This window comes from Polynucleobacter finlandensis (assembly GCF_018881755.1).
In the GTDB taxonomy this organism is placed as follows: Bacteria; Pseudomonadota; Gammaproteobacteria; order Burkholderiales; family Burkholderiaceae; genus Polynucleobacter; species Polynucleobacter finlandensis.
Map to the genome: position 1 here is coordinate 15,592 of NZ_JACVPS010000010.1, position 25,459 is coordinate 41,050.

Sequence of the window (25,459 nt, forward strand, 5' to 3'; positions counted from 1 at the left end):
CAGTATGGGAAAAATTACCATCGATAGCCTTTTAAGCTTAGAGGCGTATCACAAGGAGCGTCCTGCCTTTCGTGAGAAAGCAATTACCGAGCGCCGCTTACGCACTGTTCATCTTGGCGATCACCTGACGATGATCTTTGAGAATGAATTTTTAATGCGCTACCAAATACAAGAAATGTTGCGTGTGGAGAAGACATTTGAAGAGGAAGGTATTCAGGATGAATTGAATGCCTACAACCCATTGGTGCCTGATGGGTCGGATTTCAAAGCAACGATGATGTTGGAATACCCCAATGAGGCTGATCGCAAAGTAGCGTTAGCAAAATTGGTAGGTATTGAGCATCAAATGTTTATTGAGGTCGAAGGTCAGCCACGCGTATACGCCATCGCCGACGAAGATCTGGAGCGCTCTACTGAAGAAAAAACCTCAGCAGTGCATTTCATGCGCTTTGATCTGACTGATGATATGAAAAAGGCCTTAAAGGCTGGCGCTCAGATGATGGTGGGTTGTGACCATAAGGAATATCCCATGCATGTCAAAACCCTTGCACCCGAAACGCTAGCCTCTTTGGTTTCTGATCTCAGTTAATTTTGCGCTAGGCAGCAATGAGCTCTTCGGCCGGGACGTAGTCCAGTCGTTGAGCTTGTGCCACGGGTTCCGAAGTTAGCATTCCACGATGCACACTCAAGCCATTGCGTAAGTGATGGTTGTTGGATAAAGCCTTCATCACCCCTCGGTTTGCTAATACCTCAACAAAGGGATAGGTTGCATTCGTTAAAGCAAAAGTTGAAGTTCTGGCAACAGCGCCTGGCATATTGGCGACACAGTAATGAATCACCCCATCCACTAAGAATGTAGGATCGGCATGAGTGGTTGGTTTAGAGGTTTCAAAACATCCGCCTTGATCAATCGCCACATCCACCACCACAGAACCAGCCTTCATCTTGCGCACCATTTCATGGCTAACTAACTTTGGAGCAGCCGCTCCTGGCAATAGGACTGCGCCAATCACGGCATCTGCGGCGCACACTTCACGCTCAACAGAAAGTGGATCGGAGTAAAAGGTTCGGACACGATTGCCGTATAGCGCATCAATATGACGCAAGCGCTCGATGTCGCGATCAAAGATACAAACATCCGCACCCATGCCCACCGCCATTTGCAGGGCATTACGACCGACAACGCCGCCGCCCAAGATGACAACCTTGGCAGGAGCAACCCCTGGAACGCCCGCCATCAAGACTCCAAGCCCTCCATGGGTCTTCTCTAGGTGCGCTGCTGCTGCCTGAATAGACATCCTTCCAGCCACTTCACTCATAGGGGCTAAGAGAGGTAAAGCACCATTCATCGAGGTAACAGTTTCATAGGCAATGCAAGTCGCACCAGAGTCAATCAAGGCTTTGGTTTGAACTGGGTCTGGCGCCAGGTGCAAATAAGTAAATAAGATTTGATCCTCTCGCAACATTGAACACTCTTGTGCTTGTGGCTCTTTAACTTTCACAATCATGTCTGCTTTGCTATAAACCTCGGCAGCACTGTTGATTAAGGTTGCTCCAGCAATGCGATAGGATTCATCACTTAAGCCAATCTGCGCTCCGGCACCCCGTTGCACGAGTACTGAATGACCTTGCTGACACAGTCCGCTAACATTACCTGGGGTAAGACCCACACGAAACTCATTGTTTTTAACTTCTTGAGGTACGCCAATAATCATTTCCATCTCCTTTATTTGAATTCACGACTCAGTTTTGTTTTGCGATGTAAGCCAGCGATATAAAACATCACTAAATACATGCCCAATAAACACGGACCTAATATCAAAGCAATCCGCGCATCCTCATGAAAGCCCATCAACACCACCACTAAGCAAATGAATGCCAATGCGAACCACGAGGAATACGGAGCCCAAGGCGCCTTGTAACTGAGCTCAGCAACTTGAGCTTTAGTTAAAGAGCTGCGGAATTTCATTTGGGTAATCAGAATGGCAATCCACACCATCAGACCCACGAAGGTGACAGCCGCCATAATGTATTGGAAGGCTTTATCAGGAACGAAGTAGTTCAGGATCACCCCCGTCATGCAGACTGCAACAGTAGCTATCACTGCGCGATGAGGCACCCCATACTTCGATAACTTGGCGAACGGCGACGGCGCATAACCATTGACTGATAAGGCATACAACAAACGCCCACCACTGAAGATGCCAGCATTGCAAGATGACAGCGCTGCTGTAATCACCACAAAGTTAATCAGACCAGCAGCTTCACGTAAACCAATGCGCTCAAACATCACCACAAATGGACTGCCGTGCTGACCCACTTGGTTCCAAGGGAAGATTGCCAAAATAACGAGAATGGCGCCCATGTAGAAAATCAAAATCCGCCACGCCAGTGAATCAATTGCCATCGGTATGGTTTTGCGTGGATTCTCAGCCTCTCCAGCCGATAAGCCAATCATCTCAATGCCGACATAAGCAAAGAGAACCATCTGCAATGACAGCAACATTCCAGAGATACCGTTCGGGAAAAATCCACCGTGCTGCCAGAGATTACTTAAACCAATCGGCTGCCAATCATTCGTAAATCCAAAGAGAATGACTGAACCGCCTAGCGCAATCATGGCTACAATCGCGACGACTTTGATTAAGGCAAACCAAAACTCAAACTCACCAAAAACTTTGACCGCAATCAAATTGATTAAGCCCATCAGCACAATCGATGAGAGCGCCCAAACCCATTGGGGGGTTTCAGGGAACCAGATTCCCATATAGATACCTACTGCGGTGACCTCGGCAATACCAACCACAATCCAATAGGTCCAGTAGCCCCATCCAACCATATAACCCGCTAGCGGGCCAACATAAGTATTTGCGTAAGCAGCAAAGGATCCTGCGACTGGTTCATGCACAGCCATCTCACCTAAGGCGCGCAGCACGATAAAAGCGACAATCCCGGCAAGCAAATAACCCAAGAGGATCGAAGGTCCTGCAATTTGAATAGCACTAGCCGATCCGAGAAATAATCCAACACCAATCGTTGACCCTAAAGCCATTAAACGAATATGTCGTACTTTGAGGTGGCGTTTCAGGCCATGTTGTTCAGTCTGCAAAAGAGACCTCCTTTCGATTTGTCGTTGGCAACTTACCAACCGAGCGAAGTCTAGGGATGTGTTTGCAGAAGTGCTAGAGGATAAAAGTATCCAAAGTGATTAAAACTTTAAAAACGAGAGTGGAAATGCTGCCTATCTACAGGCCAAGCGAATGAATGCAGAAAAATAAATTGGGGACTGCAAGAGAATCAGTAATTTCCTACAGGGAATCCCCTTAAGGATTGATTGTGGATTCTGAGAGTGGCACTGCAATCAGATTTAAAATCTCGGCTGCTGCGGCCAGTCCACAAGCAGCTGTCACCATTACAGTTGAGCCATAGCCTGAACAGGCAAGACCACCGCTAGAGGCTCCTGCCCGCGGCTCATGCGAGTAAATCGCGCGAATCCCAATTTTTCTCTTAAGATTTCTGGAGAAACCATGATCTTGCCTTAGCCCTTGGCGTACCTTCGCCAACAAAGCATCTTGCTCCGTTTTTGAAAGGTCATCACACCTTACAGAAGTGGGATCAGACTTGCCTCCCGCAGCACCACACATCACGAGTGCGCGATCATTTTTTCTTGCCCATACCGCCAAAGCGATTTTGGTTTGGACTGAGTCTGTGGCATCCAATACAAAAGCATTGGCCGGAATCAACACATCTAAATTACCCGGCTCTAAAAACGCATCATGGGAGGTCAAAGTGATCTCGGTATTAATTTGACGCATCCGCTCACTCATCGCCTGAACTTTGGCTTTGCCATACTCACCCTCTAGCGCATGCAATTGCCGATTCGTATTACTTTCGGCAACATGATCTAAATCAATCAAGACTAAATGGCCAATACCAGTTCGGGCTAGCGCTTCAGCGGCCCAAGATCCAACACCGCCCAGACCGGCCACTACTACCGTTGCTTGACGAAAGCGTTCGCGTAGCTCTGGGCCATAGAGCCGAGATACCCCACCAAAACGACGATCTTCTAAGTTAGTCTCAACCTTGTCTTCTGCCATAGCTTCTCTTTATACTGAATAAATGGACTCCATTGCTCAACTTCGTAAAAACTACACCATTGGACAACTCTCCGAAACGGAAGTTCCGGCTGATCCAATGCCACTTTTTCAGCTATGGTTTGATCAAGCAGTGAAAGCAGCTTGTCCAGAGCCCAACTCCATGACGCTAGCAACCGCTGATAAAGCAGGAAATCCATCAGCCCGTATTGTCTTACTAAAAGGCGCCGATCAAAACGGTTTTACCTTTTTCACTAATTACAGCAGTCAAAAAGGCAAAGAACTGGCTGAGCGCCCAAAAGCAGCGCTACTCTTTCATTGGCATGAACTAGAGCGTCAGGTCCGTATTAGCGGCACCGTCGAACGTGTTCCTGACAGCGAAAGCGATGAATACTTTCATTCTCGTCCAGCAGCCTCCAGAATTGGCGCCTGGGCTTCCCCCCAAAGCTCAGCCATTCCAAATCGTGAGTTTCTAGAAGAAGCTGAAAAGCGCTTTAAGACTGAGTTTGGCGAAGCCCCTCCCCGCCCAGACCACTGGGGTGGTTATCGCCTAAGACCTACTGCAATTGAGTTTTGGCAAGGCCGCCCCTCGCGCCTGCACGATCGCATTCATTACCAGTTAGATAGCGGGGTTTGGAAAGTAACGCGCCTAGCGCCTTAAGGTGGTTTAGGTAAAGCTATTCGAGATTAGCGCTTTAAATTTAGCTCTAAATTTTGCTAATTTTGGCGCAACCACTGCCATGCAATAGCCCTGACCTGGATGCTGACGGAAATAATCTTGGTGATAGTCTTCTGCTGGATAAATCACAGGCGCCGCATCAATCTCCGTCACAACGGGGTTGGCATAAATCCTAGATTCCTCTAGCTCTTTAACGACCTCATGCGCAATGGTATTTTGAATATCACTATGCGTAAAAATGACTGAACGATACTGAGTACCATGATCATTACCCTGGTAATTCAATGTAGTGGGATCATGGATCACAAAGAAAACTTCCAGCAGATCCCGAAAAGAAATGATTTGCTGATCAAAGTAGACGTCCACAATCTCAGCGTGTCCAGTTGCCCCAGTACAAACTGACTCATAACTGGGGTTTGGTCTAGCGCCGCCTGCATACCCTGAAACAACAGACTGAACGCCCTGAATTTGCTGATAAACAGCCTCAAGGCACCAGAAACAACCCCCACCAAGGGTGGCGCGCTCAAGCTTAGACAGATTTTGTGTAGTAGTTTCACTCATGGCTTTATCCTACTGCTTTATTAAGTTACTTGCTTACGCACCTAGAAGACACCATGAATCGCTTTACGCTCCAGTTAGATGAAATCAAGGCAGCTTATGCTGCCGAACCAAACCCAAGCCTTGAAGTAAGACTAGAGCGCATTAGCCGCATTGAAAAAATGATTACTGCCAACGAAGAAAAAATCTGCAAGGTCCTTGTAGCAGATTTTGGCGTTCGCCACACAATTGAAACTAGGCTTGCAGAATTTCAGATGGTGTATCAAGCCTGCAAATACACCCGTAAGCATCTCAAAGAATGGATGAAACCAAATCCAGTCGATACCCCTTTCTTTATGGGTGGCTCACAAGCTTGGATAGAACATCAATCCATGGGTGTAGTTGGCATCATGAGTCCCTGGAACTATCCTGTGCAATTAGCACTTGTGCCAGCAATTGCTGCCCTTGCTGCCGGTAATCGCGTTTGGCTCAAGCCTTCTGAACGCAGTTCACGTACGTCGGGCTTCTTGGCCAGTTTAATTCAAGAGTATTTCCACCCCAGCGAATTTTGTGTAAGTACCGGTGGAACAGATGTTGCAGAAATTTTTGCAGGACTTCCGTTTGACCATCTCTTTTTCACTGGCTCAGAAGATATTGGTAAAAAGGTGATGCGCGCTGCCGCTGATAACCTCACACCAGTGACTCTTGAGCTTGGCGGAAAATCTCCGGCCATTATTGATGCCTCGGCGAACTTGAAAGATGCTGCAGCGAGCATTGCGTATGGCAAGTTACTGAACGGTGGTCAAACTTGCATTGCTCCGGATTATGTTTTGATTGCCCAAGCCAGTCTGGATGATTTTGTCCAAGAGTTAAAAGTGGCAGCACAAACTCAATTTTCAAACCCAGAAGAATTCACCGGGCCAATTGATGACGCCCAGCTTACGCGCTGGCAACATTTAGTTGGCGATGCAACTGCGCGTGGTGCACAAGCTATCCGCCTTCTTAATTCTGATACACAAGCCTCCAGAAATTTTGAGCCCGTTGCACTACTTAACGTTCCCAGCGATGCCCTAGTTCTTCAAGAAGAAATCTTTGGGCCTATTCTTCCAATCATTTCTACATCTGATGTTGCCTCTGCCATCGCGTATGTCAATAGCAAGCCTAAGCCGCTAGCGCTTTACTGGTTTGGTAAAGATAAGAACAATATGAATCGCGTACTGAATGAGACTCGCTCAGGTGGCGTTACGATCAATGACACCCTATTGCACGCTACGGTTGAAGGTTTGCCGTTTGGTGGCGTTGGCGCAAGCGGTATGGGCACTTATCACGGTAAGGCTGGATTTGATGCTTTCAGCCATCGCAAATCCATCTTGGAAGTTCGCGGACTATTTGGTCTGAATATCTTGCGTGGCACAAAACTCGCAAGACCTCCTTATGGCGGCAAGATAGAGCGCTTGCTACGCTGGATGAGGTAATTTGCAGTCAGCTTTATAAAAGCAAGCGAACTGCAAAAGCAATCAACAGCAGCCCAACAAAAATCCAAAGCACCGCTGCCCAACGTGGGCGATTTTGAAAAAATCTCAGGAACATTTGTCCTGCGCAAATGAGTACGGTGAGATACGTCATGCTCATCAACTGCAAGACACAGGCTAAATATAAAAAGGTATGAATCGGATACGCAAAGTCTCGCTGAATGAATTGCGCAAAGAAAGCTACAAAGAAAAAGATTGCTTTGGGGTTGGTGAGCGATAAAGCTAAGGCAGCAATGAATGGGTGCAAACCAATAATGAAACCTTGCTTGGCTACTTCAGAATCTTCCGATCCATTAGTAATACTCCAGCGAATTTTTCCGCCGCGCACTAAACCTATTCCCAGGTAAGCTAAGTAAATAGCGCCTAGAGTGCGCACTACATTAAAAATAGTTGGTGATGACACAAGCAAAGTGGCTGCGCCTAAGGCCACCCCTATCATCAACACAGAATCGCCAATAAAAATTCCAATGGCTCCCCACGCACCAGAACGCCAACCTTTTTGCGCAGTAATGGTTAAAACGTAAAGTGAATTTGGACCAGGAAACAAAATCGTAAAGAGTGTTCCCAAGAGGTAAGTTGGGAAATCAATGATTCCTGCACTTGAGGGGGATAAAAGCCATTCCATACCCACATCATAATTAATTCGGGAAAACCCTTGTAATTGCGATCTCAAACTGACATAATGGGAGGCTTAATTAAGCATTTTGATTCATCGCCCCCCAGCTATATTTCAGCGACTAGTTTAGAAGTCATAAACACATTAACGCTGCCGCCTGTCTGATGGTCGATGCCTTTGACCATCACACCCTTTAAAACCATGGGTGTACACACGGAGACATCCCTTAGTAGGGATGTGTAATAGCATGACTTTTTCTAAAGAAACTAAACACGAGTCCGCGGACTCAAAGCACGCCGGAACTGAGTTCCAGTCATTTGCCTTAGCGGCACAACTTCTTCAAAACGTTGCTGAATTGGGTTATACCCAAGCCACTCCAGTTCAAGCTCAGGTTATTCCTGCTGCTCTCGCTGGTGGGGACTTATTGGTCAGCAGCCAAACCGGTAGCGGTAAAACCGCAGCCTTTTTATTGCCTTTGATTAATCAATTAATTGCAGACAACCCAAGCAACTCACCTGCACCAGGTCGTGCTCAACCTAAAGTGTTGGTACTCTGTCCTACTCGTGAATTAGCCCAACAGGTTGCTGCTGATGCGGTGAACTTAGTTCGCGGTCTCAAAGGCATTCGTATTGCAACCGTCATGGGTGGCATGCCTTACGGCAAGCAAATCCAGGCGCTCAAAGGTGCATCCTTAGTGGTCGCAACCCCAGGTCGTTTACTCGACTTGTGCGATAGCAAAGCAATTCACCTAGGCGATATTAAACAACTCGTTATCGATGAAGCCGATCGCATGCTCGACATGGGATTTGCCGATGATCTCGAGGCAATTGATAAGCGCTGTGCTGGTCGTAACCAAACTTTGATGTTCTCTGCAACTTTTGCGCCAAAAATTATGGCTTTGGCAAATGAGTTGACTACAGATGCCACACGCGTTGAGCTTGCTCATGCAGGTGAAAAGCATGCCAACATCGAGCAGAAGCTACACTGGGCTGACAGCATGTCACACAAGCATAAATTACTTGAGCATATTTTGGCTGATGCCACTTTAGATCAAGCAGTTGTGTTTGCAAGCACTCAAGTTGAGAGCGAAAAAATTGCTGATGCATTACGTGCAAACGGTTATGAAGCTACTGCCCTACATGGTGCAATGCCTCAAGCTGTTCGTATGCGTCGTCTTGAATCTCTTCGCAAAGGTCACACCAAGATTTTGGTTGCGACTGATGTGGCCGCTCGCGGCATCGATGTACCCCGCATTAGTCACGTAATTAACTTTGGCTTGCCAATGAAACCAGAAGACTATACGCACCGCATTGGTAGAACTGGACGCGCTGGTCGTAACGGCGTTGCTATCACCTTGGTTGAACATCGTGATCGCGCAAAGATTCGCAATATTGAGCGCTTTACACAGCAAGACATCGTTGCTTCAGTGATCGCTGGACTTGAGCCACAAGCAAAGCCTAGCTTTGGTGGTGGCGGTGGCGGTCGTTCTGGTGGTGGTCGCTCTGGCGGTGGTTTCGGTGGTGGTGGTCGTTCTGGCGGTGGCTTTGGTGGCAATCGCTCTGGCGGCGGTGGCTTCGGTGGTGGTCGTTCTGGTGGCAGTGGTCGTTCTGGTGGTGAAAACCGCTCAGGCAATCATTTCGAGGCACGCTCACAGGATTCACGTCCTGCGCGTTCTGCTGATTCACGCCCTTCAGGTGACTCACGTCCAGGCAATCGTTTTGGGGACTCACGTCCTTCAGGCGATTCACGTCCTGCGCGTTCTGCTGATTCACGCCCTTCAGGTGACTCACGTCCTGCGCGTTCTGCTGACTCGCGTCCAGCACGCTCTGGAGATTCCCGTCCATCCGCTGGTCCACGTTTTGCTAAACCCAAAGCTGGCGGTCAACGTAGAAACTTCAGCGGTAGCTAATCATGACTTACCGTCGTCGTCTCAGTTCTCTTTGGAATCGAGTCGATTCCGGTGAGATTCATCAGGCGCCACGCAAGTGGCAGCCCTGGCTTAGCGACACAGGATCATTAACTCAAAAAATTGAGCGGGCAATTGGGCAGAAATTAGAAGTTCTCGTTCTGCGTGATTGTCGCCAAAACTTAGATAGCGACGAGAGTCGCTATTTTCATTTGAAAACCACACGTTGCCGCATTCGTGAGGTATTACTTTGTTCTAACGGAACCCCTCTAGTGATGGCTCGCAGCGTCATTCCAACCTTAAGCTCTGGTGGTAGCAATCAAGCCGTTCTGCGTTTGGGGAAAAAACCTTTAGGCGCTGTCTTATTTTCCAAAACCAGAAATCGCTCAAAGAAAAAATCTTTACGAGAAATCGCTCGCGTGAATAAACGCAGTTCGCTGTGGCAGCAATGTCGTCGGAAGTATGAGGACTTGCCTTCGCCACTCTGGGCACGTCGCACCCTCTATACACTTAAAGGTCGCCCCTTACTGGTGTGTGAAATATTCTTGCCAGAACTACTGAAGTATCCAACTACTAAGTAGGTTGCTAATCAAGTCACTAAGGTAGATTAGTTCAAGCTCAGCCAGACTTGGCTAGCTTTAATCAAAGCATCATCCCCAGGCTCACACATAAATACTTTCCCAAAGCCAATTGCTTTGGCTGCCTCACTAATATTTTGATGTGGACAAATCGCGCTTGCGTAAAGCAGTGTTTGCGCAAATTGATCGTGAATCACTTCACCGAGATAGCGCACCGCCTCTGATGAAGTCAGCAACCATAGGGATTGAGCAAAATCTATTTTGTGAATTGCATCCCAAGCAGAGCTGTCAATATCTAAAGGTACTCTGGCATACACTGAAATTGCTTTAACAGTTGCGCCTGCAGCTGCCAAAGTATCTGCAAGCCAATCACGCCCGCCATCACCCTTAAAAATCACTACCTTGCGCTCTGACCAATTCCAATCGAGGGATTGCAATTCTTTCCACAAACCCTCCGAATCCCAATGTTCATTATTTTTAGGCAGGAATATCGCTGTTGGTATTTCTTCAAGCCCGATGCCATGATGCTGCAAGGCGAGCTTGCTACTACCACCCATCACCCCTATGGGGATAATCTTTTTTGAGAAATCCTGCCATGATCTGCCTAGTAAACGCATCGTGCATTCAATGGCATTTGGGCTCACAAAAATGGCCAGATCAGCATCTTTTAAAACGGTAGCAATGTGGTCAGCCAGAGGAGCAATTTGAGAATCACTCGGCTCACCCTCTTTGGGGACTATGGTCAGCAAAGGCAATGACAGTATTTGGGGTAAAGCTTGCTTGCCAAGTTTTACTAGAGCATCATTTTTTAAACTAGCACTGAGCAATTCAATAAGCTGACGCGCCTGACCTGCGGGTCTGGTGACAATAATCGTCTGCGCGCTCAATTAGACCGCCTGCTTTACGAATTGTTTACTTAGGTAAACCATTGGGCAATAAATCTGCTGCACCCTGTGCAATTAAATCCTGGGCAACTGCTAAACCTAGTGCTTCAGCCTCGGCCACGTTTTGCACTGAGCCATTGGCCATAGCCAAACAAATAGCTTTACCATCAACACTCGCAACAAAAGAGCGAATCTGCATTTGGTTTTGATCCCAGGTTGCATGAGCCGCCAAAGGAACCTCGCAAGAGCCTCCCAGTTGGCGTGAGACCATGCGTTCGGCAGAGATCGCCAGCAAAGTTGGCAAGTCACTTAAAGGCGCAAGCCACTGCTTGATGTTTGGATGCTTACTAAGAGTTTCGATGCCGAGAGCGCCTTGACCGGCCGCTGGAGTGTATGGATCAAACGGAAGAAGTGCTTTGATGCGACTCTCTAAACCCAAACGTTTCAGACCGGCTGCAGCCAAAATGATGGCTTGATACTCACCACGATCCAATTTACCCATACGCGTATCTAAATTGCCCCGCAAGGGATGCACTTCCAAATGCGGAAAGCGCGCGCGCAAGACTGCTTCGCGACGCAAACTCGAGGTACCCACTACAGCGCCCTTTGGAAGATCCTCCAAGCTGGCGTAATCATTGGAAACAAAGGCATCTCGCGCATCCTCACGCGCCATGACGCAGGCTAGGTCAAAACCCTCAGGCATCACCATGGGGACGTCTTTTAGGGAATGCACCGCTAAATCAGCGCGGCCATCCTCTAGGGCGGCCTCGAGCTCTTTAACAAATAAGCCCTTTCCGCCGACTTTAGAGAGGGCTCTGTCCAGAATTTGGTCGCCCCTGGTAGTCATACCCAAAATCTGCACATCGCAGGCTGGATATAGCGTTTTAAGGCAATCTCGGACGTGTTCGGCCTGCCACATGGCAAGCCGGCTCTCACGAGAAGCGATCACTAATCGACTAGGAGGGGTGGGTGTTGTTAAAGAATTGGGGATTTGGGACATAACATTTAAAATAATCAAAGACCTACACCAATATACTGCGTTTATGAGCACATCAAAAAATTCCTTAGCCAACAAAGCCCAAGCTTGGTCGGCCCGCTTCAATGAACCCGTCGATGAACTGGTACAGCGTTATACCGCCTCTATTGGATTTGACCAACGCTTTGCCCTAGTCGATATCGCTGGATCCCTAGCCCATGCAGAGATGCTGGCTACCCAAAAGATCATTAGCGCCCAAGATTTGGCAGATATCCAAAAGGGTATGGCTCAGATTAAAACCGAGATCGAGTCTGGCCAGTTTGAATGGCAACTTGCTTTAGAAGATGTGCATCTCAATATCGAAGCGCGCTTAACTGCTTTAGTTGGCGATGCTGGAAAACGTTTGCATACTGGCCGTTCACGTAATGACCAAGTTGCGACGGATTTACGTCTTTGGTTGCGTGGCAGCGTTGATGAAATTTCCGCAACGCTTAAAACTTTGCGTATCGCTTTGTTAGATCTTGCTGAGAAACATGCTGGCACCATAATGCCGGGCCACACTCACCTACAGGTTGCGCAACCCATTACCTTTGGTCATCACTTGATGGCTTATTACGAAATGTTTAGTCGTGATGCTAGTCGCTTGGTGGATTTACGCGCCCGCTTTAATCGTTTGCCATTAGGTGCAGCAGCTTTGGCTGGCACTACTTACCCAATTGACCGCGAGCAAGTAGCTCGCACTTTGGGATTTGATGGCATTTGTAATAACTCCTTAGATGCAGTTTCTGATCGCGACTTTGCCATTGAGTTTTGCGCCTTTGCGTCGATTCTGATGATGCATGTCTCACGCCTCTCGGAAGAGTTAGTGCTTTGGCTTAGCCCACGTTTTGGTTTTATCGATTTGCCTGATCGTTTCTGCACAGGCAGCTCCATCATGCCGCAAAAGAAGAACCCTGACGTGCCTGAATTAGCGCGAGGCAAGACAGGTCGTGTATACGGCGACTTAATCTCATTGTTAACACTGATGAAGAGTCAACCACTGGCATACAACAAAGATAATCAGGAAGACAAAGAGCCTTTGTTTGATGCAGTTGATACCGTGCAAGATACTTTACGCATCTTTGCTGACATGATTCCCCACATTGAAGTGAAGGCTGATGTCATGAAGGCGGCCGCTGAAGAAGGTTTTGCTACTGCAACCGACTTGGCTGACTATTTGGTGAAAAAAGGCTTAGCCTTCCGCGATGCACATGAAGCTGTAGCGCATGCTGTCAAGGCTTGTGTCGGCAGAAATTGCATGTTGACCGATCTCAGTCTTTCTGAGCTGCGTTTTGCTTGCGGTCTGGATAATCGCCCAGAACTTATGGGTGACGATGTGTTTGCATTGCTTACCGTTGATGGCTCAGTGAATTCTCGTCAACATGCTGGAGGTACTGCGCCTTCTCAAGTACTCTCTGCAATCAAACGGGGTCGCGCAGATCTCTAAGATGCATGGGATTTTGGGCAAAACTCTCCGAAGGAATTGATCGTGTAAATCAACTGTTTGGCAAACTCGCCAGCATTATGATTTTGCTATCTTGTGTCGTTTCGGCGACCAATGCCGTTCTGAGATACGGTCTGGATATGAGTAATAACTGGCCGCTAGAGTTGCAGTGGTATTTATTTGCAGCTGCTGTGATGCTCGGCGCCTCTTACACACTCAAACGCAATGAACATGTCCGAGTAGATTTAATTTATTCTTGTGTGTCAGACCGCACGCGCATTTGGATTGATTTATTTGGTCTCATTCTGTTTTTAATGCCAGCCTGTCTTTTGTTTGCTTGGCTATCTTGGACCACACTCTTTTATCCATCCTGGCTTGTTTTGGAGCATTCACTTAATTCTGGCGGATTGCCACGTTACCCGATTAAATTTGTCGTGCCCTTTGGTTTTTTCATGCTGAGCTTACAAGGCCTGTCAGAAATCATTAAACGCATCGGCATGCTCAAAGGCAAATACATCTTGCCTGCTAATGACCTGAATTACGAGAAACCATGGCAATGATTCCAGTCGAGTGGATGCCACCCCTAATGTTTGGTGGCCTGATCGCCTTCATGCTGATTGGGTTTCCAGTGTCTTTTTCTTTGATGGCTGCAGGCTTGTTTTTTGCCGTCATTGCCATGAGCCAGAACTTCTTTGACATGGTCTTCTTACAAGCCATTCCTCAAAGAATCTTTGGGAGCGTTCTGGCAAACGACCTACTCTTGGCTATTCCCTTCTTTACCTTTATGGGCTCGATCTTGGAGCGCTGTGGCCTTGCAGAGGAGATGCTTGACTCCATGGGCCAGCTCTTTGGTCGTGTAAGAGGTGGCTTAGGCTACTCAGTCATTATTGTGGGCTTTGTTTTAGGCGCCATTACCGGCACTGTGGCTGCTCAGGTGATCGCTATGGCCATGATCTCTCTGCCGGTGATGATGCGTTACGGTTACAACATGCGCTACGCTACGGGCGTTTTGGCGGCTTCTGGAACTATTACGCAACTCGTTCCCCCGTCCCTAGTACTCATCGTATTAGCGGATCAACTCAAAACCCAAACTGGTAGCGCTGATGTCGGCAGTATGTACCTTGGCGCATGGGGTCCATCACTGCTACAGATTGCCCTTTTTGCACTCTACACCTTCTTCTTATCGCGCATCCGTCCAGACTGGTTACCTGCAGTTCCTGAAAGCGAGCTCAATCTCAAAGGTTGGGCGCTCTGGAAAAAATGTCTTATGGGCATCATTCCTTCGGCAGTCCTGATCTTCTTGGTGCTCGGCACCATCATGACGGGCATTGCTACCCCGACGGAGTCTGGTGCGATGGGTGCGATGGGTGCCTTGCTCTTGGCATGGATTCGTAGGGCAAAGATTCCGAATCTCAAAGGACTTATTCAAGAGGCCTATCAAAACACTATGCGCATTACCGCGATGGTCGTTTTCATTCTGATTGGGTCTACCTGTTTCTCGGTAGTATTCCAGGGTGTAGATGGCGGCTTCTGGGTTGAGAATCTCTTCTCCAACTTGCCAGGTGGTTGGGTTGGTTTCTTGATTGTGGTGAATTTATTTGTATTCTTTTTAGCCTTCTTTTTAGACTTCTTCGAGATCGCTTTTATTGTGGTGCCGATGCTGGCACCCGTTGCAGTCAAACTGCTTTCACCAGTATTGCTTGACTCCATGAATGGCAATCCTCAAGCTGCTGCTAGCGCTGCCTTGGTATGGTTCGGCGTCATGCTGTGCGTCAACATGCAAACCTCATTCATGCATCCACCTTTTGGCTTTGCACTTTTCTACCTCAGAGGTGTGGCGCCTAAAGAAGTAAAGAGCAGTGACATCTACTGGGGTGCATTACCTTGGGTTGGCCTACAACTCATTATGGTTGTAGTAGTGATGGCCTTCCCAGCTTTGGTTACAACGCTACTAGATAAGCCTGCGGTGGTGGCGCAAAGTAAGGAGTTCAACTTCACCAACGGTGATGAAAATAAACCAGAAGCTGCTACAAGCGCTAAAGATGAAGATGCGCCTGTAGTCTTCCAGTTAGATAAGTCAACAAAATAAACAGGTTGGTTATTTCGCGGCCTTAAACCAAGCTAAACCATCTTCCGTTTTTCCTTTAGGGCGATATTCACAACCAACGTAGCCTTCATAACCCATCTCATCTAAGAGTTGATATAGGTATGGGTAATTGACTTCGCCATCGTCTGGCTCATTTCTCTTTGGCACACTCGCAATTTGGGTATGGCCAATGTCTTTGAAGTATTTTTTAAAGGTTTCAGCTAAATCACCTTCCATGATTTGGGCATGATAGAAATCCATTTGCACTTTGACATTGGGCTCACCAGACTCAACACGTAGCTCATGTGCTTGCACTTGCGTGTTTAGGAAATATCCAGGCATGTCTCGTGTATTAATCGGTTCGAGCAATAAGTTGAGATTGTGCTTTGCTAATGCTTGCGCGGCAAACTTCATATTCTCAAGATAAGTTTTGCGATGTATAGCCATATCCGACCCCGCCGGGACAAGGCCTGCCATCATATGCAACTGTGGTGTGCCAAGCGCAAGAGCGTACTCAATTGCCTTCGCAACACCCGCCCGAAATTCTGCCTCTCGACCTGGCAAAGCAGCAATGCCTCGCTCACCTGCAGCCCAATCACCAGGCGGAAGATTAAAGAGTACATTCTTAAGAGTATTTTCTTTATGCCACTGAGCCACTTCAGCAGGCGAATAGTCATAGGGAAATAAAAATTCAACGGCATCGAACCCTGCTTTAGCAGCAGCTGCAAATCTGTTTGGGAAATCATGTTCATTGAACATCATGCTTAAATTGGCGGCAAACTTTGGCACGGTATAGCTCCTTATTTAAAAATCAAGCTTAAAGGTTTTTTTGAGATCTTCAATTTGAGCCTCATCCAAGGGGCGAGTCTCGACACCTTTCAATAGTAAAAATAATTTAGCAGTCTCTTCAAGCTCTTCCGCCGCATTTACCGCCGCCTCAAGAGAGCTTGCAGAGACCACAGGGCCATGATTAGCCAGTAATACTGAAGAGTTCTTCACTGCCAACTTCTCAATTACCGCGGCTAAATCAGGATCGCCTGGGCGATGATATGGCGCAAGCGGCAAACGACCTACTTTCATCACAAAATACGGCGTGAGTGGAGGAATACAGCTGTCATGATTTAAGCCGCACATACACGATACCGCTGACGAGTAGGTGGAATGCAGATGCACAATGCCTCTGGCACCACTTCTCGTGTTGTACATCGCACGATGTAAAAAAGCTTCTTTAGATGGAGGTAAGCCACTAATGGTATTGCCCTCCCAATCTAACTTGGTCAAGCTAGCTGGATCCAATCTTCCTAAGGATGCGTGAGTTGGCGTGAGCAACCAGCCATCATCTAGGCGAACACTTAAGTTGCCACTACTACCCGCAGTTAAGCCCCGATCAAAAATCGATTTGCCAAACTCCACGATTTGTTCACGTTGCTTCGATTCTTCAGACTTGCTATTAAATGAGAATGTCATTTGATGTAATCCCATGCTTCATTAAAGAATTGCGGGGCGCCAAAATTACCGGATTTCAGAGCCAGTATCAAGGGTTGGGCTTTTGAATCCTCAAATATAGCCTTTGTCCATGGCACGCCCGGCGCAATCTCAGGTCCAACTCTTAGGCCAGTGATACCCAAGGCCTTTACTACAGCCCCCGAGGTTTCTCCGCCGGCTACGATCAGCTGGCTAACGCCCGCTTCCACAAGGCCACTAGCAATGCCAGCAAGTGCATCCTCCACCATAGCGCCAGCCCTTTCGATACCTAGACGCTCCTGAATATTCATCACTTCCTCGGTAGTGGATGTAGCGTATATCAAAATAGGTCCAGAAGCGATGTGTTGAGCGGCCCACTCTAAGGCCTCCTGCACCACATTCTTATCATCAGCCAAGGCTAAAGGATCAAGATGATAAGCAGGAGACTTCGCTTTCATGAGTCTGACCTGCTCTTGCGTAGCAAGAGAGCAGCTTCCTGAAATCACCGCCTTTAAGCCGTGAACATCACCAAGCTTGTCCGCATCAGCAGAGGTCTTTAGCAAACCTCTTTTACGGAAATTTTCTGGTAAGCCCAATGCAATACCCGATCCACCTGTTACTAAAGCCAAATCAGCGCAGGCAGCGCCAATGCTATGCAAATCAATATCCGATAAGGCATCGACAATAGAGAATTGACAACCCTCTTTTTGCAAGTCGGCGAAGCGCTTCTGAATGGCTCCTGAACCACCCTTCACTACAGAATAATCAGTTAGACCAACCTTAGCGCTAACTTGCTGCTGCAAAACACGCACGAGGTTTGAGTCCGTCATCGGAGTCAGTGGATGATTACGCATCCCAGACTCGCTGAGTAATTCATCACCTACAAATAAGTGGCCTTTATAAATACTGCGCTTATTGGCCGGGAATGCGGGGCAAGCAATGGTGAAATTTGTATTCAAGGCTTGCATTAAAGCCTCCGCTACGGGGCCAATATTTCCTTTGGATGTAGAGTCAAAGGTAGAGCAGTATTTAAAGTAAAACTGCTGACAACCTTGAGCTTTTAACCACTCTAACGCTGCTAATGATTCCGCAATGGCCTCTGGACCTGGATTGGTTCTAGACTTCAAAGCAATCACAACAGCATCCACATCTTCAGGCGCTGGACCAGTGGGTACACCAATCAGCTGAATGGTTTTCATGCCAGCCTTTACCAGCATTCCAGCTAAATCGGTGCCGCCCGTGAAGTCATCAGCAATACAACCTAATAAAACTGCCATATCTTTCTATCTTTTCTTCTTAATCTTATTAATGAACTGTTTGCATTAAGCTTTAGTTGGCAATTCAATTCCAGGGAAGATCTTAATGACCGCTGAGTCATCTTCTCTACCAAAACCAGCAGTAGAGGCTTGCATAAACATTTGATGAGCGGTTGCACTTAATGGCAAAGGAAATTTACTTGCTCTTGCAGTATCTAAAACTAAGCCCAAATCTTTTACAAAAATATCAACCGCCGAAAGTGGTGTGTAATCAGCTGCCAATACATGGGCCATCCGATTTTCGAACATCCAACTATTGCCAGCACTATTGGTAATCACTTCATATAGCGAAGCCGCATCAACGCCTTCACGCAAGCCCAGCGCCATAGCTTCGGCCGCTGCAGCAATATGTACCCCAGCCAATAATTGATTAATGATCTTTACTTTACTGCCAGCACCAGCGCAATCACCCAACCGGTATACCTTTGCCGCCATGGATTCCAAAGCATTGCCTACTTTGGCATAAGCTGCAGGTGAACCAGCGCTCATAATCGTCATTTGACCCGATGCAGCCTTTGCAGCACCGCCAGAGATTGGTGAATCCAAATACAACAGACCCATATCATTTAATTGCTTCTCTAAAGCGATTGACCAATTGGGATCGACTGTAGAGCACATCACAAATAATGCGCCCTGCTTCATGGCACTTGCTGCGCCTTTAACGCCAAACAATACTTCTTGAGTTTGTGCAGCATTCACAACGACGCTCACCAGTACTTCACAATGCTGAGCAACTTCAGCCGGGGATGCGCAGGCAACCCCGCCTTCTTTTACGAATTCATCAGCAGCCTCTTTTCGAACATCGGCCACATACACTTCATAGCCAGCGCGTCGCAATGAGCCAGCCATGCCACGACCCATTGCTCCTAGACCGATTACACCAATACGCTTTCCCTGCTGACTCATTTTACTTCCCTGTCTTCAAATAAAAAGTGGTATCAACCCAAGGGCTGATACCACCCGATCTACTCGGCACTACCTATTAATTAACGATTAACCATTTTCGCTGGGAACTTTAAGACTGCAAAAGTTCCAATGACTAATACCCCTGAAATAAGATAAAGACCAATATTGGAGGATCCGGTCGCATCCTTGATGGCGCCAATCAAAAATGGTGCCGCAAATCCAGAAAGATTACCAACGGAGTTAATCGCAGCAATACCCGCCGCCGCTGCAGTGCCCGTCAAGAATGACGTTGGCAAAGCCCAGAACAATGGCGTAGCAGATAAAACACCGGCTGCAGCCAAAGTTAAAAAGGCAATACAAATCTCAGTATTGCTTGTGCCTGCCAGCGCGCTACCAGTTAAGCCAATCACGCCCATATACATTGGAATCACTAAATGCCAACGACGCTCACGCATTTTGTCTGAGCGACGACCAAACCAAATCATAGAGATGACCGCTGCACCGTAAGGAATAGCAGTAAATAGACCAATATTGAGAACGCCTTTAATGCCGGCAGTCTTAATCAAGGTTGGCAAGAAGAACGTCAAACCGTATTGACCCATCACAATGCAGAAGTACACCACAATGCCCAACCAAAGACGACCGTCTTTGATAACAGCAAGGAAAGACCCATGATCCACTTTTTCACGTTGATCTTCAGCAATATTATTAGCTAATAATGCCTTCTCTGTGTCATTAAGCCATTTAGCATTTTTGATGTTGTCATCCAAATAACAGAACACCACCACTGCCAAAATGACCGCAGGAATTGCTTCAAGTACAAACATCCACTGCCAACCAGTCAAGCCATTTACGCCTGCAACAGATTCCATAATCCAACCGGATAATGGGCCGCCAATTAAGCCAGCCAAAGGAATCGCTGCCATAAAGGTAGAAATAATTTTTGAGCGGCGTGTTGAAGGAAACCAATAGGTAAGATACAAAATAATGCCTGGGAAGAAACCTGCTTCAGCCAAGCCTAGTAGAAAACGCATGACATAGAAGCTCGTCGGAGTTGTTACAAACATACACCCGCCAGAGATGATGGCCCAAGTGACCATAATGCGAGCAATCCAAACTCTTGCGCCTACTCTGTGCAAAATAATATTACTGGGTACTTCAAACAAGAAATAGCCAAGAAAGAACACGCCGGCACCGAAGCCATAAACCGCTTCACTGAATCCCAAGTCCCCCAACATCTGCAATTTAGCGAAACCCACGTTTACACGATCAAGATAAGCCACGATGTAGCAAATCATTAATAAGGGCATGATTCGCCAAGCAACCTTTTTGTAAGTCTGATCTTCGAAGACGCTCGGAGTCGCCTGATTTGCAATAGTCATTACTGCCTCCTCTAGTTGCCAGGTTGGGTAAATCCCACCCAGCTTGTTTTACTTTCTAAATACCGCTTTTCTATAGGGATACTATTGGCAGAATGTAAGCCTGTCAACGACATCCGACTATTACTTACCCTATGTAATCCATGTCTTAAAGCCCGATGTATTACCTTGCAAGCTTGTTCTGGCTATTCACAGTTCTAAGCTCCCAAGTTCAGATCAAAACTTGACCAAAATCAAGTTTATCTTGTCTTATTCAAGGCGCTGACGAGCCAAGGCACGGTGGCCCCTGCATTCTCAGTCTGAATGGCATATTCATAGATTTTTTGCGTAGCATCTGCTGCGACTGAAAATGCTCCAAGCTCCCCAACCATCGCACTGTAATAACCTAGATCTTTTACTGCATTCTCCAAAGTAAATTGAAAGCTAGCATCATCACCAGATTGAATAAATCCTTTCATACGATTCAGAATAGCGCCATTACCAGCACCCGTTTCCAGAACCTGTAGCAAGACCCTAGAATCTACATTGGCTAAGTTCGCACAAGCCGCAGCTTCTGCCAATACACTGGCATAACCCAAAGCGACAAAGTTATGAATAAGTTTTAGGCGATGGCCAGAACTCAAAGGGCCTGCATACACAATATTTTCTGTAAAGCACTTCAGAATGGGCCTGCACTGCTCTAGTAAATCAGGATCGCCACCAACCAATACATTCAGCCGTCCTTCAAGCGCCTCCTTGGGGGTTCTGGTCATTGGTGAATCCAGATAAAAACCCCCGGCATCATGAATAGCCTGTGCAACCTTCAAGGTAGATTCAGGAATCGCAGTGCTCAAGTCAATCAAGATGGAACCTGGCAGCAAATGAGCAAGCACCCCATCCACCCCAAAGATAACCTCCTCAACTTGCGCGCTGCCTGTTAAGCACAGCAGAATGACTTCTGAACTCTTTGTCACTTCAGTAATTGAGCTTAATGGCTTAGCGCCCTGAGCAATCACATCATCTTGCGAACTTTTTGCCGAACGCTGCAAAAAAGATAAAGGAAAACCCGCTTTTAATAAGTTAATGCCGATTCCTCGGCCCATCATTCCAAGGCCAATGATTCCAATTTTTTTCATTCTTACTAACTCTTCAAGTCATCTTCAATATAGGCTTTGATAATGCTTTCAAAGTTAGGGTCCGCCTTCAAACCTAGGGACTTCGCCCTGCTGGCATCCCATGCACCAGGCCAACTTCTAACAATGGCCTCCACTTTACTGTCTGGCTCCACCGAGATGCGGGCAGCCACTTGGTCCCCAGAAATCTTACGAAGCGATTCAATCATCTGACCAACGGTTACTGAAATGCCTGGCAAATTAATAGACTTATTCAAACCCAAAACACTTGAATGTAAGTCATGGCCAGCAATCAAAGATTCAATTGCATAGCGTGGAGACAACAACCAAATGCGTAAGTCGGGGGATGCAGGGCAAATTGATGGCTTGCCATTTAATGGCTCACGGATAATGCCGCTGGCAAACGATGAGGCAGCCTTATTGGGTGCCCCAGGCCGAACACTGATAGTTGGCAGGCGCAATACTCGCCCATCTACAAAGCCCTTACGAGTGTAGTCATTCAACAAAAGTTCGCAAATGGCTTTTTGTGCCCCATAAGAAGACTGGGGATTGAGTGCCGTTGTATCCAACACCATCTCAGGCAAGGTACCGCCATAAACAGCAACAGAACTAGTAAACACAATTTTAGGTTTATGCCCTGCACTTCGACAGGCTTCCAATAAAAGCCTTGCTGCATCTAAATTAATCCGCATGCCAAGATCAAAGTCCGCTTCCGCCTGCCCGCTCACAATCGCGGCCAAATGAAAAATTGACTGAATCTCAGTCGTAATGAGTTGCTGCATCAACTCGGGATTAGAAATATCACCAGCAATCACCTTAACGCGCTGATCGCCAAAATCATTTGCCTCTACAACATCAATCAATAGCAGTTGATCGATTTTTTGATCAACGCCATCAGAATCTTTCAAGGATCCACGAGCCAGCAATTGTTTAGCGAGCTTTTGGCCTAAAAAACCAGCGCCACCAGTAATGAGTACTTTCATAATGATTATCTATAGTTCAAGTTGAATGGTATTTATTTTGAATTATGCTCTTATTGGTTTATACGGATGAAGGCACTCGAGTAAACTGCAAGTTATTGACCTTATACATAATATAGATCGAAACATTGCATTGAATAAAGAAACTAAAGGTATTTGGCTTGGGCTGGTAGGTATCATTATTTTTAGCATGACGCTACCAGCTACAAAAATTGCCGTCCCTGAATTTGGCGTACTTCCGACTTCTTTCTACCGAGCTACGATTGCCGGAATTGCTGCCCTCCTATATGCACTGATCACAAAGATACCATTTCCTAAAAAAGCAGATCTTCTACCGCTGGGGATTATTGCTACCTTGATTTCTTTTGCATTTCCGATCTCCATAGCAATTGCTATGGAAGATCTACCATCAGCACATGGCGGCATTGTTCTCGGAATATCGCCACTGTTAACCGCTTTATTTGCCACACTACGTTTTGGCGAAAGACCCTCGCGTGCTTTTTGGATCACCGCTCTTATTGGCAGCGGTCTTGTTTTATTGTTTTCAATCCAGCAAAGTAGTGGCGACCTGCAAACCAGCGATCTCGCTCTGCTTTTTGCGGCAGTAACCGCTTCATATGGTTACGCCGAAGCTGGCAATCTATCTCAGAAAATGGGTGGCAAGCAAGTGATCTCTTGGGTGGCGATTACCTCACTCATACTGAGCCTGCCGGTAACGCTCTTTTATATCTTCAAGAATGGCTCGAGCCCGCACCCGCTTAGTGAGATATCAGCACAAGCTTGGTATGCCCTGTTGCTCGTGAGTCTCTTATCTGCCTATATCGGCAATATCTTTTGGTATACAGGCCTCTCGATCGGCGGCATTGCCCACGTAGGTCAAGTTCAACTATTACAACCCTTTTGCACACTGGCGCTCTCGAGTCTTTTTCTACTTGAACCTTTAACCCTCAGCAATGTCTTTTTTGCCAGCGCGGTTCTGATTGTTGTGGCGATTGGCAAACAAATGCCAGTAGCAAAAGTTAAGCAATGATTAAGCTGGTGGCAAAAATATCATTCTGATTTTATTTTTTAGGCCAGAGGTTTTAAAAACCTTGGATATGAGATCACGCCATACTCGGAAAACGACTTCGACTGGATTGCTGGAGTAATTTGGATGCGTCAGTCCATAGACGATCTCTTCCCCCTCCTGCTCGATAGCGTAAGTTCCAAACAAGCGATCAAACAGTATCAAGATGCCGCCATAATTCTTATCTAGATAAATGGGGTTGCTAGCGTGGTGAACACGATGGGCTGCTGGGGTATTTAAAATTCCCTCCAAGATTCCTAGCCGGCCAATTAATTTGGTGTGCAGCCAAAACTGATACATCAAATTGATGGAGAGCATCGTAAAAACTAAAATCGGTGAAAAGCCAATGAATACTAGCGGCAGAAAGAAGACCCAGGTAAAAGATAAGAATGGCATCCAGCCAAGACGATAGGCCGCCGACAGGGTCATTTCATTGGGTGAATGATGCGTGCTATGAGTGGCCCACATCAAAAATACCTCATGTGAGGCGCGGTGATACCAGTAATAACAAAACTCCAAGCCCAAAAACAATGCTAGGTATACCCACCACTCATCCGGCATAGTGTAGATGCGATATTGCCAAACAAAGCTGGCCATCACACCCTGTATTAACAAGCGATTAACAATGCCGGTCAGTTGATGACCTAAGCCAACACCTAAAGAGGTTGCACTCTCTCGCCATGGGTAAGGCTGATGAAATTTCTTTTTATAGAAATAAGACTCGAGAACAATCGCCAGCGCAACTAAGGGCAGAAAGAACGTTAGTTGATAGCTAGCGAAATACTGTTCCACAGCTATTTAACGGCTATCAGCCATCTTGGTAATTTGCTCCAAAGTGACATAGCCTCTGTTTTGCGTATCAATATCACTAAAGTGTGCAGCAACTCTTGGCATGCCAACCTTCGCCTCAGCCAGCGTTAGCTTGCCGTCATGATTCACATCGGCAGCCTTAAACTTTGCTGCCAATTCTTGGTTTAACTTCGCATCATCTGCAAACACAGAAAAACTCAGAGTCAAACATGCGCAGCAAAGTACCTTGCCTATTGCAGACATATTGTTACGAAAGAAATTCATCTCCCCTCCTTATTGCTGGGCTGACAGTTTCATAGCCGCTACAACTACCTTCTTGGCCATATCTACAAAAGATTCCACTGAACCAGATGCTGTGCGGAAGGATTCACCTTCAACAGTAATCAATCCTTCACCAAGCAATTGATTGCTTTGGCTATCGGTAATTTTGTTCTCAACCACTAAAGCTGGAGTCTTAGCATTAACGCCGCCAGCATAAGCAGCGGCATTTGCAGCTAAACCAATTGGTGTGAAATTCCATGGCTGCAAGCTATTGGCAGAAGCTTCAGCCCCAGTAATCCCGACTGAAATACGCGCAACACCAGGGCCCGGCTTACTCACAATCTTAATATCGCCTTTGCCCATGACTGCTTGGACCATCGAATCTTGCAAAGCAATCTTTGCCTGAATCAAACTCTCGGCAGTAATATTTTGTGTAGGCGTCTGATTAAGGTAGATGGGATCAATGATGACTGCAGTGTAAGCAGTAGGATTCACCGCCTCATTACGATAACGCCATACACGAGTGCCGCTAGATGTATTCGGGACGGCTTGCAGCAAAGTGTAATTTGGTAAGAAACCAGACTGAGGCATCGCTTGCGTCATCATTTTTGGCGCATTACTGCAGGCAAATAAAGTGAGGCCAACGGAGGATACAGCTACCAACTGAGCAAGTTTGCTGAATTTCATAAAAGCCTTATAAAAGTGTCACGACGAAGGGGCAAGCACTGCCACCCATTAGAGGACATTATGCTCGATCTATTGAGGCGCAAACTGTCACTAATTAGACTTATGCA

At 46.9% G+C, this 25,459-nt stretch carries 26 protein-coding genes; 9 read left to right on the plus strand and 17 right to left on the minus strand.

Annotated features, from left to right (window positions below; all coding sequences use genetic code 11):
* Positions 1–4 precede the first annotated feature (4 nt).
* On the plus strand, positions 5–589 hold the full coding sequence (locus ICN49_RS07735) for a DUF3501 family protein (RefSeq protein ID WP_216167239.1): 585 nt from the start codon (positions 5–7) through the stop codon (positions 587–589).
* A gap of 7 nt (positions 590–596) precedes the next feature.
* Here ICN49_RS07735 and ald read toward each other — a convergent pair whose 3' ends face one another.
* The 3 genes from ald to ICN49_RS07750 form a co-directional block, all read right to left on the minus strand.
* Complete coding sequence (gene ald, locus ICN49_RS07740) at positions 597–1,715, minus strand: alanine dehydrogenase (RefSeq protein WP_216167241.1); 1,119 nt, start codon at positions 1,713–1,715, stop codon at positions 597–599.
* Positions 1,716–1,726: 11 nt separating this feature from the next.
* The gene (locus tag ICN49_RS07745) at positions 1,727–3,052 is read right to left on the minus strand and encodes an amino acid permease (protein WP_439650859.1); all 1,326 of its coding nucleotides are present in this window, start codon (positions 3,050–3,052) and stop codon (positions 1,727–1,729) included.
* A 271-nt stretch (positions 3,053–3,323) separates the two neighbouring features.
* Positions 3,324–4,097 (minus strand): tRNA threonylcarbamoyladenosine dehydratase, encoded by a 774-nt coding sequence (locus ICN49_RS07750; protein WP_216167245.1) that lies wholly within the window; start codon positions 4,095–4,097, stop codon positions 3,324–3,326.
* 22 nt (positions 4,098–4,119) lie between these two features.
* Here ICN49_RS07750 and pdxH point away from each other — a divergent pair, with 22 nt between their 5' ends.
* Positions 4,120–4,755: a pyridoxamine 5'-phosphate oxidase gene (pdxH, locus tag ICN49_RS07755; RefSeq protein ID WP_216167247.1), complete on the plus strand. Its 636-nt coding sequence runs from the start codon at positions 4,120–4,122 to the stop codon at positions 4,753–4,755.
* Positions 4,756–4,761: 6 nt separating this feature from the next.
* Here the strand turns inward: pdxH and msrA are convergent, their stop codons facing one another.
* Complete coding sequence (msrA, locus tag ICN49_RS07760; RefSeq protein ID WP_216167249.1) at positions 4,762–5,334, minus strand: peptide-methionine (S)-S-oxide reductase MsrA; 573 nt, start codon at positions 5,332–5,334, stop codon at positions 4,762–4,764.
* Positions 5,335–5,387: 53 nt separating this feature from the next.
* On the opposite strand from msrA, the gene ICN49_RS07765 reads away from it, so the two are divergent.
* On the plus strand, positions 5,388–6,785 hold the full coding sequence (locus ICN49_RS07765) for a coniferyl aldehyde dehydrogenase (protein WP_216167251.1): 1,398 nt from the start codon (positions 5,388–5,390) through the stop codon (positions 6,783–6,785).
* Between the two features lie 13 nt (positions 6,786–6,798).
* On the opposite strand, the gene leuE is transcribed toward ICN49_RS07765, so the two are convergent.
* Positions 6,799–7,467 (minus strand): leucine efflux protein LeuE, encoded by a 669-nt coding sequence (leuE, locus tag ICN49_RS07770; RefSeq protein ID WP_216167253.1) that lies wholly within the window; start codon positions 7,465–7,467, stop codon positions 6,799–6,801.
* A 238-nt stretch (positions 7,468–7,705) separates the two neighbouring features.
* On the opposite strand from leuE, the gene ICN49_RS07775 reads away from it, so the two are divergent.
* Entirely contained in the window at positions 7,706–9,367 is a 1,662-nt protein-coding gene (locus tag ICN49_RS07775; protein WP_255535461.1) for a DEAD/DEAH box helicase, read from the plus strand.
* Positions 9,368–9,369: 2 nt separating this feature from the next.
* Positions 9,370–9,945, plus strand: a complete 576-nt coding sequence (locus ICN49_RS07780; protein ID WP_216167255.1) for a chorismate--pyruvate lyase family protein — start codon at positions 9,370–9,372, stop codon at positions 9,943–9,945.
* A 26-nt stretch (positions 9,946–9,971) separates the two neighbouring features.
* On the opposite strand, the gene ICN49_RS07785 is transcribed toward ICN49_RS07780, so the two are convergent.
* Positions 9,972–10,829, minus strand: a complete 858-nt coding sequence (locus ICN49_RS07785; protein ID WP_216167257.1) for a uroporphyrinogen-III synthase — start codon at positions 10,827–10,829, stop codon at positions 9,972–9,974.
* 25 nt (positions 10,830–10,854) lie between these two features.
* Positions 10,855–11,826 carry a hydroxymethylbilane synthase gene (gene hemC / locus ICN49_RS07790; RefSeq protein ID WP_216167259.1) on the minus strand — a complete coding sequence of 324 codons (972 nt, stop codon included), beginning with the start codon at positions 11,824–11,826 and terminating at the stop codon, positions 10,855–10,857.
* Positions 11,827–11,869: 43 nt separating this feature from the next.
* On the opposite strand from hemC, the gene argH reads away from it, so the two are divergent.
* From argH to ICN49_RS07805, 3 genes are read left to right on the plus strand one after another with little or no spacing between them, the layout of a single operon-like run.
* Complete coding sequence (gene argH, locus ICN49_RS07795) at positions 11,870–13,288, plus strand: argininosuccinate lyase (RefSeq protein WP_216167261.1); 1,419 nt, start codon at positions 11,870–11,872, stop codon at positions 13,286–13,288.
* A 5-nt stretch (positions 13,289–13,293) separates the two neighbouring features.
* Complete coding sequence (locus tag ICN49_RS07800) at positions 13,294–13,845, plus strand: TRAP transporter small permease subunit (protein WP_216167263.1); 552 nt, start codon at positions 13,294–13,296, stop codon at positions 13,843–13,845.
* Positions 13,842–15,374 (plus strand): TRAP transporter large permease, encoded by a 1,533-nt coding sequence (locus ICN49_RS07805; protein ID WP_216167381.1) that lies wholly within the window; start codon positions 13,842–13,844, stop codon positions 15,372–15,374. Before ICN49_RS07800 ends, ICN49_RS07805 begins: the two co-directional genes overlap by 4 nt.
* A 9-nt stretch (positions 15,375–15,383) precedes the next feature.
* Here ICN49_RS07805 and otnI read toward each other — a convergent pair whose 3' ends face one another.
* The 7 genes from otnI to denD all read right to left on the minus strand — a co-directional run bounded on the left by otnI (position 15,384) and on the right by denD (position 22,531).
* Positions 15,384–16,160 (minus strand): 2-oxo-tetronate isomerase, encoded by a 777-nt coding sequence (otnI, locus tag ICN49_RS07810; RefSeq protein WP_216167264.1) that lies wholly within the window; start codon positions 16,158–16,160, stop codon positions 15,384–15,386.
* Positions 16,161–16,175: 15 nt separating this feature from the next.
* A complete protein-coding gene (gene otnC / locus ICN49_RS07815; RefSeq protein WP_216167266.1) occupies positions 16,176–16,838 on the minus strand; it encodes a 3-oxo-tetronate 4-phosphate decarboxylase in 663 nt (220 codons plus the stop codon).
* Entirely contained in the window at positions 16,835–18,112 is a 1,278-nt protein-coding gene (gene otnK / locus ICN49_RS07820) for a 3-oxo-tetronate kinase (RefSeq protein ID WP_216167268.1), read from the minus strand. The genes otnC and otnK overlap by 4 nt, the downstream gene beginning before the upstream one ends.
* Before the next feature lie 45 nt (positions 18,113–18,157).
* Positions 18,158–19,057 carry an L-threonate dehydrogenase gene (gene ltnD / locus ICN49_RS07825; RefSeq protein WP_216167269.1) on the minus strand — a complete coding sequence of 300 codons (900 nt, stop codon included), beginning with the start codon at positions 19,055–19,057 and terminating at the stop codon, positions 18,158–18,160.
* Between the two features lie 80 nt (positions 19,058–19,137).
* Positions 19,138–20,439, minus strand: coding sequence for an MFS transporter (locus ICN49_RS07830; RefSeq protein ID WP_216167271.1), 1,302 nt, complete (start codon positions 20,437–20,439; stop codon positions 19,138–19,140).
* Between the two features lie 236 nt (positions 20,440–20,675).
* Positions 20,676–21,551: an NAD(P)-dependent oxidoreductase gene (locus ICN49_RS07835; protein WP_216167273.1), complete on the minus strand. Its 876-nt coding sequence runs from the start codon at positions 21,549–21,551 to the stop codon at positions 20,676–20,678.
* A gap of 5 nt (positions 21,552–21,556) precedes the next feature.
* Positions 21,557–22,531: a D-erythronate dehydrogenase gene (gene denD / locus ICN49_RS07840; protein ID WP_216167275.1), complete on the minus strand. Its 975-nt coding sequence runs from the start codon at positions 22,529–22,531 to the stop codon at positions 21,557–21,559.
* 130 nt (positions 22,532–22,661) lie between these two features.
* On the opposite strand from denD, the gene ICN49_RS07845 reads away from it, so the two are divergent.
* Positions 22,662–23,558: a DMT family transporter gene (locus ICN49_RS07845; RefSeq protein WP_216167277.1), complete on the plus strand. Its 897-nt coding sequence runs from the start codon at positions 22,662–22,664 to the stop codon at positions 23,556–23,558.
* Here the strand turns inward: ICN49_RS07845 and ICN49_RS07850 are convergent, their stop codons facing one another.
* The 3 genes from ICN49_RS07850 to ICN49_RS07860 are packed head-to-tail and all read right to left on the minus strand — an operon-like array spanning position 23,559 to position 25,352.
* Complete coding sequence (locus ICN49_RS07850) at positions 23,559–24,386, minus strand: sterol desaturase family protein (RefSeq protein ID WP_216167278.1); 828 nt, start codon at positions 24,384–24,386, stop codon at positions 23,559–23,561. It abuts the gene before it with no gap.
* Between the two features lie 6 nt (positions 24,387–24,392).
* A complete protein-coding gene (locus tag ICN49_RS07855; RefSeq protein ID WP_255535462.1) occupies positions 24,393–24,668 on the minus strand; it encodes an EF-hand domain-containing protein in 276 nt (91 codons plus the stop codon).
* A 9-nt stretch (positions 24,669–24,677) separates the two neighbouring features.
* Positions 24,678–25,352, minus strand: a complete 675-nt coding sequence (locus ICN49_RS07860; RefSeq protein WP_216167280.1) for a DUF3313 domain-containing protein — start codon at positions 25,350–25,352, stop codon at positions 24,678–24,680.
* Positions 25,353–25,459 lie beyond the last annotated feature (107 nt).